Annotated in this window: 14 protein-coding genes; all 14 read right to left on the reverse strand. The window is 37.8% G+C overall.

Annotated elements, in window-relative coordinates; translation table 11 throughout:
- Nucleotides 1-146: 146 nt before the first annotated feature.
- Nucleotides 147-1,049 carry a cell division protein FtsQ/DivIB gene (locus tag BM137_RS03020; protein ID WP_092479683.1) on the reverse strand — a complete coding sequence of 301 codons (903 nt, stop codon included), beginning with the start codon at nucleotides 1,047-1,049 and terminating at the stop codon, nucleotides 147-149.
- Between the two features lie 30 nt (nucleotides 1,050-1,079).
- On the reverse strand, nucleotides 1,080-2,168 hold the full coding sequence (gene murG / locus BM137_RS03025; RefSeq protein ID WP_092479684.1) for an undecaprenyldiphospho-muramoylpentapeptide beta-N-acetylglucosaminyltransferase: 1,089 nt from the start codon (nucleotides 2,166-2,168) through the stop codon (nucleotides 1,080-1,082).
- A 26-nt stretch (nucleotides 2,169-2,194) separates the two neighbouring features.
- Entirely contained in the window at nucleotides 2,195-3,574 is a 1,380-nt protein-coding gene (murD, locus tag BM137_RS03030; RefSeq protein WP_092479685.1) for a UDP-N-acetylmuramoyl-L-alanine--D-glutamate ligase, read from the reverse strand.
- A gap of 27 nt (nucleotides 3,575-3,601) precedes the next feature.
- Entirely contained in the window at nucleotides 3,602-4,567 is a 966-nt protein-coding gene (gene mraY, locus BM137_RS03035; protein ID WP_092479686.1) for a phospho-N-acetylmuramoyl-pentapeptide-transferase, read from the reverse strand.
- Between the two features lie 93 nt (nucleotides 4,568-4,660).
- Entirely contained in the window at nucleotides 4,661-6,820 is a 2,160-nt protein-coding gene (locus tag BM137_RS03040) for a penicillin-binding protein (RefSeq protein ID WP_092479687.1), read from the reverse strand.
- On the reverse strand, nucleotides 6,817-7,197 hold the full coding sequence (ftsL, locus tag BM137_RS03045; protein ID WP_092479688.1) for a cell division protein FtsL: 381 nt from the start codon (nucleotides 7,195-7,197) through the stop codon (nucleotides 6,817-6,819). Before ftsL ends, BM137_RS03040 begins: the two co-directional genes overlap by 4 nt.
- Before the next feature lie 28 nt (nucleotides 7,198-7,225).
- Nucleotides 7,226-8,188: a 16S rRNA (cytosine(1402)-N(4))-methyltransferase RsmH gene (gene rsmH, locus BM137_RS03050; protein ID WP_092479689.1), complete on the reverse strand. Its 963-nt coding sequence runs from the start codon at nucleotides 8,186-8,188 to the stop codon at nucleotides 7,226-7,228.
- Nucleotides 8,189-8,216: 28 nt separating this feature from the next.
- Entirely contained in the window at nucleotides 8,217-8,648 is a 432-nt protein-coding gene (gene mraZ / locus BM137_RS03055; protein WP_092479690.1) for a division/cell wall cluster transcriptional repressor MraZ, read from the reverse strand.
- Nucleotides 8,649-8,962: 314 nt separating this feature from the next.
- Nucleotides 8,963-9,337: a DUF3397 domain-containing protein gene (locus BM137_RS03060; RefSeq protein WP_092479691.1), complete on the reverse strand. Its 375-nt coding sequence runs from the start codon at nucleotides 9,335-9,337 to the stop codon at nucleotides 8,963-8,965.
- Nucleotides 9,338-9,489: 152 nt separating this feature from the next.
- Complete coding sequence (gene rpmF, locus BM137_RS03065; RefSeq protein WP_092479692.1) at nucleotides 9,490-9,669, reverse strand: 50S ribosomal protein L32; 180 nt, start codon at nucleotides 9,667-9,669, stop codon at nucleotides 9,490-9,492.
- A gap of 51 nt (nucleotides 9,670-9,720) precedes the next feature.
- Complete coding sequence (locus BM137_RS03070; protein ID WP_223155920.1) at nucleotides 9,721-10,296, reverse strand: YceD family protein; 576 nt, start codon at nucleotides 10,294-10,296, stop codon at nucleotides 9,721-9,723.
- Nucleotides 10,297-10,402: 106 nt separating this feature from the next.
- Nucleotides 10,403-11,614 carry a nucleotidyltransferase gene (locus BM137_RS03075; protein WP_092479693.1) on the reverse strand — a complete coding sequence of 404 codons (1,212 nt, stop codon included), beginning with the start codon at nucleotides 11,612-11,614 and terminating at the stop codon, nucleotides 10,403-10,405.
- 57 nt (nucleotides 11,615-11,671) lie between these two features.
- Nucleotides 11,672-12,409: a class I SAM-dependent DNA methyltransferase gene (locus BM137_RS03080; protein ID WP_092479694.1), complete on the reverse strand. Its 738-nt coding sequence runs from the start codon at nucleotides 12,407-12,409 to the stop codon at nucleotides 11,672-11,674.
- Nucleotide 12,410: 1 nt separating this feature from the next.
- Nucleotides 12,411-12,767, reverse strand: a complete 357-nt coding sequence (rsfS, locus tag BM137_RS03085) for a ribosome silencing factor (protein ID WP_092479695.1) — start codon at nucleotides 12,765-12,767, stop codon at nucleotides 12,411-12,413.
- Nucleotides 12,768-12,777: the final 10 nt, after the last annotated feature.

Genomic DNA, 12,777 nt, shown 5'->3' on the forward strand with positions numbered 1-12,777 from the left:
ATCTATTTTTAATGATGATTTATACAAAATCAATTCTACCATACTTTACGCTATTTTTTGAAGCTATTCCTTTAGTTTACTGATTATTTTAAAAAAAATCTTGATTTATTTTTTTAAGAGTCTAAGAATTTCATTTGATACTTATCTCATTCTTCGACCACTTCCTCAATCTCTTGAGAAACCTCAGGATTTTCTTCTGCAGACTTTTCTTTTGAATCAGATGTGTCAGATTCAAAAGGTGTGAAATAGCCCCCAACTTCAAGATTGAACAGACCATTTTGGTCTCCAACTTTTTGCACCATATCTGGATAATAATTCATTTTCTCAGCAAAGCTGGGCAATGTAGCTACTACTTGGTTTCCGTCATTCATATAAATTTTGATTAAATATTCATCTGTTTCCGTCGGAGTATGTTCAATCTCAGAGATACCGTTTTGTACACTGGTATTCAGCAATTTATATTGCTCGATCAATATATCCAATGCTTTACCTTCTGAAAAATCTTTGAAGATGGGATTGTTGCCCATTGAGACTTTCTTGCTTTCATTTACAATCTTTCCGTTTTCCAATATCGGGAAATAATCATCTTTTATATGAGAATAGGCGATCATTTTGTATTCTTCTACTGTAACCACGATATTGTTCCACCCTTGACGTTTTACATCAGCTGATTTTACTTGAGGAATATCCAACACAGCTTTTTCTGTTTCTTCATCATTCCATAAAGTAGTCCACAATGGCATTCCAGATGACAGTTGACTAGAGTCGATCACTTGTTGATCAGTCACGTTTTTGCTTCCATCCACCGAAATTGTGCCTACTTTACTTAACGGAGAAATGAAATATACGACAATTAAGATTGCACATGAAAACAGCAAAAGTAACGGAATCAACCGTCGATACATTTTACTTCGGCGCTGTTTTTTCAATTTGGGTAAATTTTCTTCCAAACTGCGCGCAGAATTAGAAGATTTTCTTGCATTGTTCAAGGAGGAGTCTCCAGGAAAATTGCTATTCATTTTGGGTTTATTTTTTTTGAATGAATTCATCTTGGATCATCCTCCTTCCAATGGATTTGATTAGACAATATCTTTGATTACTTGAATCAATCGGTCTGCAGCATCTGGAACTCCGATTTTTTCAGCTTGTCGAGACATTTCTATTCTTTTTTCTGGATCATTCATCAATTCATCAATCGTTTGAATGAATGTTTCTGTAGTCAAATCTTTTTCAGCGATCATTTTAGCCGCATCATGCTTCACTAAACTGTTCGCATTGCTTGTTTGATGATCGTTAGTCACGATTGGACTTGGAATTAAGATACTAGGAAGCCCCAGTGCAGTAACTTCTGCTAGTGTCGTTGCACCACTTCTAGAAACTACTACTGAAACATTGGCAAATATTTCTGGCATATTAGGGATATAAGGAACAATTGAAATGTTTTCAGTCGCTTCTCCAATTTGTTCGACTATTGTATCGTAGTGGACTTCTCCAGACGCAAATAATACTTGATAGTCTTTCTTGGAAAAAGCAGGTATTGCCTCAACAAAAGACGTATTGATTGCTTTCGCTCCTCTACTGCCTCCAAAAATCAGTACAGTTGGAACTCCAGGTTTAAGATTGTATTCTTTCAAAGCATCAGACGGCTGAATACCAGCTACTTCTTGAGCTCTAGGATTACCTGTATAAACTACTTTAGAAGAATTTTTACCAAACTCTGACTGTGCTTCTTCAAAACAAGTGGCGATTTTGTCCACGTAGCGAGCTAAGAATTTGTTTGTTACACCAGCTATACTGTTTTGTTCATGGATGATTGTAGGAATCCCTAGTTTCGCTGCTGCGTACACTACTGGACCACACACATATCCTCCAGTACCAATCACTACATCAGGTGCAAACTCTTTAACGATTTTTCTAGCTTTAAAAATTCCTTGTAAAAACAGTTGAACAGTTTTTATGTTATCTAAGGATAAAGAACGCTTGAACCCCTCTACTTTAATAGCTTTAAAAGGGACGCCAGCATTTGGCACGATCGTACTCTCCAATCCACGCTCTGTTCCAACATATAAAAACTCTGTAGTGGGATCGATACTCTTTAATCTTCTCATTAAGGCTAAAGCAGGATAAATGTGGCCTCCTGTTCCTCCGCCTGATAATAGTACTTTCATGTAAATGTAAGACCTGTGTAAAAGGTCTATTCCCCCTCTTCTATATTGGCAATCAGTTGTTCAATGGCGTCGATAAACGCATCTCCCCGCACTTCAAAACTGCGGTATTGATTCCAACTAGCACATGCTGGCGACAAGAGAACAACATCTCCCTCTTCACTCATGTCATAAGCGACTGGTACTGCTGCTTCAACATTTTGCACGGTTACAATCGATGGTACACCAGCTTCTTCTCCAGCTTGAGTCAACTTAGCAGCCGTTTCACCATAAACGATTAACCCCTTGACTTGTTTGAGATGCGGCACCAAATCATCAAAATCATTTCCACGATCTAATCCACCAGCTACCAAAATTACTGGCTGCGTAAATCCATTTAGAGCATTAATGGTTGCTAATGTATTCGTTGCTTTTGAATCGTTATAGAATTTTCTGCCTTTATAGTCTCTAACAAATTGAGTCCGATGTTTTACGCCGGCAAATGACGCTAACACTTCTTTGATGACAGGTGTTTCTTGTCCCATCAATTTAGCAACTGCAATAGCTGCCATGGCATTTTCCAGATTGTGTTCTCCTGGAACTAGGATATCTTTTTTATTCATGATTGGTTCATTTAAATAGTAAATGGTCTCTCCACTAAGGAATACGCCGTTTTCTACCATTTCTTGTCTCGAGAAAGGAATAACAGTAGCTTTGCTGGCAAGTGCCAATTCTCTTAACTCCGGTTGATCCCAATTTACGACTAGATAATCTTCTTCGGTTTGATTTTTTGTGATTTGCATTTTAGCTGCCACATATTCTTCTCTCGTTCCATGATAATCCAAGTGAGCTGAATAAATATTGGTGATTACCGCTATATGTGGTTTAAACGTCGTTGTACCTAATAATTGGAAACTGGATAATTCCATAATAATAGCATCTTCATCGGCTACATCTTGAACCACTAAACTCGCAGGAGTTCCTATATTCCCTGCCACGTAGGCTTTCCCACGCTGTTGTTTGCTGTTTAACAAATCAGCGATCATCGTCGTTGTGGTTGTTTTTCCATTTGTTCCTGTGATTCCTACAATAGGACATTGCGCCACTTCATAAGCCAATTGAACTTCTGTCAGTACCGGAATGCCTTTTTCCATTGCTTTAGCAACGATTGGGTTATTGTACATAATTCCAGGATTTTTCACTACAAATTCAAAGTCTTCATCTAATAACTCGACTGGATGCCCTCCTGTTACTACTCGCATCCCATCTTCTAAAAGTTCTTGTGCTTCAGTATTGTCTTCAAAACTTTTGTAGTCATTAACCGTGACCAATGCGCCTAATTTGTGCAAAAGTTTTGCAGCATTCACACCACTTAAGGCTAAACCTAATACTAATACTTTTTTATTTTTATATGTCGTTACATTTTTCACCCAAAATCCTCCATTGCTGTTTAATTGTTAAAGTACGATCCATAAAGCAATTAGGGCCATTAGTAAACCAATCGTCCAAAAAGTAATGACGATTCTCCATTCGCTCCAGCCGCTCATTTCAAAATGGTGGTGAATAGGCGCCATTTTGAATACACGTTTATTTCTTAACTTAACCGATCCCACTTGCAAAATGACCGATAAGGTTTCTACGATAAAAATCAGGCCGATCAACAATAATGTCCATTCTTGATGCAATAATACAGATACAGCAGCAAGTCCGCCACCAAGTGCTAATGAACCTACATCACCCATAAATATTCTCGCAGGCTTTTTGTTGAACCCTAAAAATCCTATTAACCCACCGATTACTGCTAAACAAAAGATTAATACATCTATTTGTTCTTGGTGGAACGCTATTATTGCATATGCTGAATACGCTATGATACTTGTTCCAGTAGCCAGCCCGTCTAATCCATCTGTCAAGTTGACTGCATTTGAAAATCCAACCAGCCAAAAAATGATGACTAACCCATAAAACCAGCCTAAACTCACATCAGCTAATCCAAACAAATTCAACTCGCTAGGCAATCCTTGCATTCGGTAAACAATGTAGAATAAAGCTCCGCCTACTACTTGGCCGATGAATTTTTGCGCTGACGTAAGACCTAAGTTTCTTTTTTTGATCAATTTGATGTAATCATCTAAAAATCCTAATAATCCATATAACATCAGAATAAATACCAACAAGCCTAAACTGACTGTAAATGCATTCTGCCAGATGGCTGTCCATATAATCGTTGCACTGGCAGAAATCAAAAAGACGACTCCTCCCATTGTTGGAGTTCCTGTTTTTACTTCGTGCCATGTCGGACCTTCTTCTCTAGTTGTCTGTCCTAATTGTTTTGTTCTAAAATACCCTATGATAAAAGGCATTAAAATTATTGTTATTGCAAAACTGCTTACTGCTGAAATCAGCATTTCTTCCCACTGCATATGATCGCTCCTAATTTTTACTTTTTAACAGATTGCCTTTTTCCTGCTACGAAGTCAAGACCTGTTTACTTTACAACTAAAATCTCCTTATGATTAAGGAGATTCCAGTTTGATTTCAATTAGACTTTCTTCTGTCAAAAGAGCATTAGGTTCTAAACTTTGCTGCGTAACGTAACCATCACCATCAAAGGTAAATTCTATACCTGTGATTTCAGAAACCTTCAACACATCGTTTTTCGACCATCCCGTCATATCAGGCATAGTCATTGCTCCATTTGTCATCAGAATGACTCGTTGTTCATCAATGATCACTTCATCAGTCAATGGCAATTGCTGTACTATTGTATCACCATTTCCAACAACGGTCACGTTCAAACCCATTTCTTCTAATTTTGTTAACACGTCATTTTTAGGCTCGCTGGTTACTTTAGGCATCTTGATTTGATTGTCTAATGCTTCTTGAGCAGTATCGTTCAAATGCAGGTATTCCAATCCCCTCTTCATCACGGGATTAAAAATTGAAGCTAAAGCATCAGAAGGAGCAACCGTGTAATCAGTGATTGTAGGACGTTCCATTGTGATATACAACACTAGTTCAGGATCATCAGCTGGTGCCATTCCAACTACTGAATATAAGAAATTGTGCCCCCCACTGAAATAGCTCTTCGTTTTAGGGTTGTAAATTTGAGCGGTCCCGGTTTTAGCTGCAATCTCATATCCATCGATTGCATACTTTTTCCCCGTCCCATTCTCGTTATACACAACTTCTTTTAAGTATTCTAACGTTTGTTGAGCAGATTCTTCTGAAACAGGGTTCCCAACTACTTCCGGCTCTACGATGGTTTCTTTTCCCGTATTGGGATCAACATATTTATCAATAAATTGAGGCTTCATCATTTGTCCACCATTTGCAATAGCACTAAAGGCTTGCATCATTTGCAGCGGCGTGACGGTCAATCCTTGTCCAAAAGCCGTATTTGCTTGATCAATAGCTCTCTTATAATTATTTGAACCTTTATTTTCATGAGGCAATCCTGAATTGGTTGATTTTCCTATACCAAAAGCATCCATATACTCTTTCCAGACATCTGCACCCATTTTTTCGACAATTTTTACAAACGCAACGTTACTGGAACGAGCCAGTCCTTCTAAATAAGTGATCGTCCCCCATCCTGTACGATTGACATCTCGAATAGGTATCCCGGACACTTTGATCATACCGGACTCAAAATAAGCGTTAGGGTCAAAAGCTTTTTCGTTTATGGCGGAAGCTAACGTCAAGGCTTTTAAAGTAGATCCCGGTTCATAAGTGTATTCGGTTAGTAAGTTCATCCATAAATCACTGATACCTTCTTTTGTCGTTCCATTAAAAGAAGGTCGCTGAGAAGTCGCTATGATTTTACCTGTTTTCGGGTCCATCAGCGTTGCTGTCAAAGCCACTGGATTGTATTTTTCATCTACTTCCGTCATCAAACTTTCTAACAGAACCTGCATACGTTTGTCTAGCGTCAGATAAATATCCATTCCATCAACTGGATCAATCACCTCAGCGTCTTCATTAGGCAATGCGTAACCGAAACTATCTTTTTGATATTTTAATTTTCCATCCGTTCCAGTCAATTGGTCATTGTAAGCTTGTTCGATCCCCATAATACCGACCATTTCTTCATCGACTTTTACTTCACCTTCTTTAGTTGTCGGAAGCTGTGCTACACCAACTAAATGAGAAGAGAATATTCCGTTGGGATACAACCGAGTAGGAGTCTCTTTGAAAAAGATACCTGACAAATCATGTTTTTCGATGTCGCTTTTGATTTCGTAGGATAAATTTTTCCCTGCTGTCCCAAATTCAACTTGGCTCAAATCTTGACTCAACTTCTTGAAGATTTCTTCTTCACTCATTGAAATGTATTGGGCTAGGATCTCAGCAGTTTTCTGCTTATTGGTTACGTGTTGAGGATTTTTCTTATTATTCGACCACTCATCTGTCAGTACAGCATATAATGAATAAGAAGTAGCATCCATAGCGACCGGATTCCCCCCTACATCATAGATGGTACCACGGTTAGCTTCAAGGACACTACTTCTTGTATATAGATTATTCACATTGGTCTCTAAATTTTCCCCGTTAACTTCCCCTTTGACCATTATATATGAGAATCGTCCAGCAAATATGACAAATGCTAAGATAGATCCAAAAAATAAGAAAATGGCAATTAATTTTCTATTTGTTAAGGGACTTCTTTTTTTCATTTCGTAACATTCCTAACATTTTCTTCATTCATTTCCAACCCGTGAGCTTTAGCAATTTCATACACTCGATCGTAACGTGACAATTCTTGTACTTCTTGCTCTAAATTAGTATTCATAACCGCAACTTCTTCAATAGCTCGATTTGTATCTTGCACTTCTCTGTTCGCAGTAGCAACCATGATTTCCAACGACACACAAGCTACTCCTAAAGCAAAGATGATCATACTAGCCACAACTAATAATACCTTTTCAACTTTTAAATGACGCTGTTGTTTTGGCTCAGGAGTCTGAATAGGTTGTTGTTTAGGTTGGACTTGCGGTGCTGTTTGAGGCATTACGCTATGTAAATCCCTTGCTAAATTATTTTCTGCTGCCATACAATAACTTCCTTTCCCATCTAAGTAATTAGTTGCTTTCTGTTTTAACTTGTTTCTCTGCGATTCTTAATTTTGCACTTCTAGCTCGGTTGTTTTGTTCCAGTTCTTCTTCACTAGGTAATATAGGCTTACGTGTAATGATTTTCAATTCTGCCATATATTCTGTAGGCAACACCGGCAATCCGGGCGGCAATTGAGGTCCTCTGGCACGATCTTTGTATATGGATTGGACAATTCTGTCTTCTAGAGAGTGGAAAGTGATCACGCTGATTCTTCCATTCACATTTAATAGATCAATAGCTTTTTCTAAAGACTCTTCCACAGCATCTAATTCATCATTTACAGCTATTCTGATTGCTTGGAAGGTTCTTTTGGCTGGATGACCGCCTTTTCTGCGAGCAGGTGCTGGAATAGCTTCTTTGATCAATTCAACTAGTTCGCCCGTCGTTTCAATTGGAGCTGTCTCTCTGGCTTTTTCGATTTTGCGTGCGATTTGTTTAGAGAATTTTTCTTCTCCGTAACGGTAAAAGATTTTGACTAATTTCTCGTAAGGCCAGTCGTTAACTACTTCTTTTGCAGTTAACGGAGATTGGGTATCCATTCTCATGTCTAAAGGTGCATCTTGATGATAGCTGAAGCCTCGTTCGGCTTGATCCAACTGCGGAGAAGATACTCCTAAATCGTATAAAATCCCATCCACCGAATGAACGCCAAGAGCATTCAATTCTTCTGTGATATAACGGAAATTCGACTTGATAAACGTTACCATTCCTTTTTCTACATAATGGCTCAACTTTTCTTTTGCATTAGCAATGGCTGTTTCATCTTGATCGAAAGCATATAAATGCCCTTTTTCATTTAATTGAGAGAGCAGGTATTCGCTGTGTCCAGCTCCTCCAAGGGTACAATCGACATATGTTCCTTCAGGAGAAATGGACAATCCATCTACCGTCTCGTGTAGTAAGACTGTTTCGTGTTTAAATTCTGGCATCTATATCTCCCTTTCAATTTCTTATCGGTTAAAATCCGAAATCGATCATACTTTCAGCAATGTCTTCGTAGGATTCTTCTGCTTCAACAGCATACTGGCTCCATCTTTCATTGCTCCAAATTTCGATCCGTTCCGATACTCCTATAACGTGACATTCTTTGTCTAATTTTGCGTATTGTCTTAAGTTTTGAGGAATGTTGATTCTGCCTTGCTTATCCAACTCACATTCTGTGGCGGCGGAATAAAAGAAACGCGTAAATTGACGTGCATCTTTTTTAGCAAGCGGTAATTGTTTTAGCTTTTCTTCTAGTTCAGACCATTCTTCTTGCGGGTAACCAAATAAACAGCCATCAAGCCCACGAGTAATAATAAATCTCTCGCCTAAGTCATCTCTGAATTTAGCTGGCATGATCAACCGGCCTTTTGCATCAATATTGTGCTGATATTCACCGATAAGCATGTACTTTGGTCACCCCTATCATCCCTATTTAAATTCAGTCTACCACAATCCCCCACTTTCCACCACCACATTCCGAAATTTTTGTGATTTTTTTTCATATCTCATAAACCGTTGTCATTACTGGCGTGGCAACACTTAAAAATTAAAATGTTCCTACATTTCATTTGTAACAAACTGATTACTTTTTCTAATTATTTTCCTTTTGGTCTATAGAGCAATTTTCTTGAAAATAAGTCTATAATATGGGGTGGGTTTTCCGTTTCTAGGATACAAAAAAAGAACGATGAGATTAAGATCTCATCGTTCTTCGCTTTCTAAACACTTATGATAATGCTTGTAGCTGCTAATCCATAATATGTAATGATGGAACTAATAAAAACAAAGCGCCACCAGCTCTTAAAAAACTTCCCATATAGAATCTCGCCTTTTTTCACAGCTAAATACAAGAGCAAGACTATTGCTAAGGAAAAAATAAAGATTAAAAAGTATGGGAAAACAGTCAATCCAAGTGTCAGCATACTTAATATATGAATACCTACTATTAAGTAAGGAACAAGCAAGTCTGCCAGCTTGAGAGTCAGACGTTGTCTTCGAAAATGTCGATTGATTTTTTTATTGAATAATAGGAATAAAAGAATCGGTACTAAAAATAACACGATTCGCATAACAAATACTGAATCCAACACCATTTACTTGCCCTCCATCTATGAATAAGTTATTCAAATTGTACACTATTTTCATCTTTATTACTCTAACAAATTAGTTGAAACTTCGCAAAAAAAATAATCCTGAGAAAATCTCAAGATTATTTTTATCTTAAGAGCGCAATAACAGAAAGTTATTATGCTTCTTTAGATGATACCTCTTTTCCATCATAGAAACCGCATGATGCACATACGTGATGGCTTTTTTTCAATTCACCACAATTAGGGCAAGCGTTCATACCTGGAACTTCTAATTTAAAGTGAGTACGACGTCTGTTTTTCTTAGCTTTTGATGTTCTTCTTGCTGGTACTGCCATTCTATACACCTCCTTAAACAATTGTTTCATTTTTAACTAACATGAAACAAGTTAGTCTTCATCTGGATTACTATTAGATTCATCATCTTTAAAAAAATCTTTCAGATTCGCAAAACGCGAATCAATAGCGTCTTCAGATTTTTTTTCTTTTGAATAGTAATCTTCTTCTGAAATTACTTTCCAACTATTTCCACTTGGCATATCTTCTGCTTCTTTTTCTTCTTCAGTAAATACTTGAAGAGGAAGATTAAGCAAAATCGTATCCTCGATACTTTCTGCTAAATCGATCCAGTCATGTTCTAAATAAATCACAACTTCATCTTCTCTAGCAGCAGTTTCATTAGATGCTGATTTTGGAATATACACTTCATTTATCACAAATTCCATTGGAAATAATACAGGTTTTAGTGATCTTGCAGAAGGAAGTGTTAATTGTAATGAAACATTCATATGAAGAATCAATTCATCATCATTAACAGTTAAGATTCCATCCAAATGAATCGGTGAAACGTCTAATATTTCACTTTCTCTTTTTAACAAGGATTCTTTTAAATCCACCTCATCATTAAAGACAAAAGGTTCATTTAGATATCGTTTTAATTCGTTTAGTGACCACTTCATTTTCATTTCTCTTCACTCCTAAAGCAACAAAATTTATTATACTAGTGATAAAAACCTTTGTCAAGATATTTTACCTTACACCTCTAAGTTCTTTTTGATTGATTTCATGCGTTTATGCTTCCACTTTTCGCAAAGGCAAACGATGAAAATCTTGTTCTTTCGTTACTTCTCCAGTTGCTAGTTGATAAATTTTTCCTGCTTGAATATCTATTTCCCACAAATCCTTATTCTTTTGATGCAAACGACTAATGATCGGAATCGAAACACTCTTTTTGATCTGGCTTAAATATTGCTGACCAGCGGCGGAAAAACCCAAAACTCGAATCGCTTTTGGTCCATCTAGAGCTTCGTCTGCAATATCTTTTGTGAATTGCAGCAAGACATAAGTGAACAACCGCTGCAACCGAACCCATGTGTAGCGTTTGGTTTTCACCAATTCTACAAAATGCTCAAAATTCTCGGCTTGTGTGACGAACTCTTTCAATCGGTATTCAATACCCTCGTTCATTTGATACGTTTGTCTCAATTGTTCTTCTGATTGGACGATCAGTTGGTACTTTAAAAAGGGCCAAAAGGCATTCCAGTCGACAAGCTGACTATCTACCAATATGTTGAACACTTTAGCTGGAACTGCCGCTTTGAGTGCTTGTTTATCAACATTGGATATCTGACCGGAAATCTGTTGTTCGAGAAGCTGTTTTCGAATCGCTGTAGCACTTTGAAAAGACGTTTTTTGGAGCTGTTTCTCATGGTAACCTGCTCCGAGACGTTGGATAGGTTCCAATAACATAGGATGACGGTATCGGCTGTTTTCTTTGGCATAAGCCAACCCTAAGATAGTGTTGGGCAACTGCAAGTCAAGGCTGTGTTTTGATAAGACAGACTCTGCTGCTTGCTGCATCTGCTCTGAATAAGTGCCGCCGTTATTTTTGAACTGCTGAAATGCTGCTTCGATTTGTTCTTCATTTTTGAGCCAATCAGCTGCAAATTGTTGAAATTCTTCTGCTGTTCCGCTTTCTGTACCAAAAGACAACACATCACATCTCATTTCTTGCAGCAGGGCTACTCCACCTTTAGCAAAATAATCTGCCGGCTGCACACTAAACGCTACAGGCAGCTCAATCACAATATCTGCTCCTGAAGCCAAAGCCATTTCTGCTCGCTTCCATTTATCCACTATGGCGGGTTCACCCCGTTGCAAGAAATTACCGCTCATTACAACAATCATGACGTCAGCGGAAGTTTTTTTCTTCGCTTCTTCTATCTGATATTGATGTCCTTTATGGAAGGGATTGTATTCTGCAATAATGCCGCAACTCTTCACTAGATCGTCTGCCTTTCTAAACTGTCGTCTTCTATCTTATTTCTAAAGCTCTGTTGATTATTTTTTATGACAAACAAAAAACCATCGTGTGCTCTCTTCTGTTATCTCTTCTTCTCCATACTCAGCCGATACTTCTATAGAAGCAAATCCAGCTTTCTTCAACATATCAACGTAAGTCTGTAGTTGATATGTCCGCTCTTTATGAGTTTCATCGAATCGTTCGTATAAATCTATCTCATCTTGATAAACGAAAAAAGTTAAATCGTGTTCAATGGAATGCGGATACTCTCCCGCAAAACTTTTCCATAGAAAACTCACTTCTTCTGTTTGATCATTGAAGGTATAGCCAGGAAAGATTTCATCTATTTGATAAACAGAGTGGACATCAAATAGAAACACCCCATCTTCCGTCAAATGTTGATAAACTTGATTAAAAGCAGTCTGAACAGATTCTTCATCAGGCAAATAACAAATCGAATCACAATAACACGTAACGGCATCAAATTGCTCCAAAGCTGTTAAATCGGTCATGTCTCCTTGCACGAATGGAATAACTGTTCCAGCTTCTTTTGAGCGTTTTTCAGCTATTTCCAACATCTGCGCAGACAAATCCAACCCTGTAACTTTTAACCCCTCTTGCTGCATCTTAATGGCCAAATGACCTGCTCCACAAGCTAGGTCTAGTACATTTTGATGATGTTCGACAAGATTTTTCTTCGTGAATAAGACCCACTGATCATACAATTCTTCATCCATCAAATCATCATACACTTGGGCAAAAATGTTGTAACTCATGTTACATCATTCCAGAAATATCAACTAGTGGTGCGTCACTCCATAATTTTTCCAAGTTGTAGAATGAACGTTCTGTGTAATGGAATACGTGAACGACAACATCTCCTAAATCGATCAAAATCCATTTAGCAGAGTCTTTTCCTTCTACGTGTTTCACTGTGTATCCAGCTTTTTCTACACTGTCTACGATTCCTTCAGCAATAGCTGCAACTTGTCTATCATTATTTCCGTGCATCACTACAAAATAATCGGCTAAAAGAGAGATTCCTGCAACGTCCATCGCCATAATATCTTCAGCTCTTTTATCGTCACCCGCTTTAACTACTGTTTTTAATAATTCCATATTTGTTTCAATCATGTTTTTCCTC

This window comes from Desemzia incerta (assembly GCF_900115825.1).
Lineage (GTDB): Bacteria > Bacillota > Bacilli > Lactobacillales > Carnobacteriaceae > Desemzia > Desemzia incerta.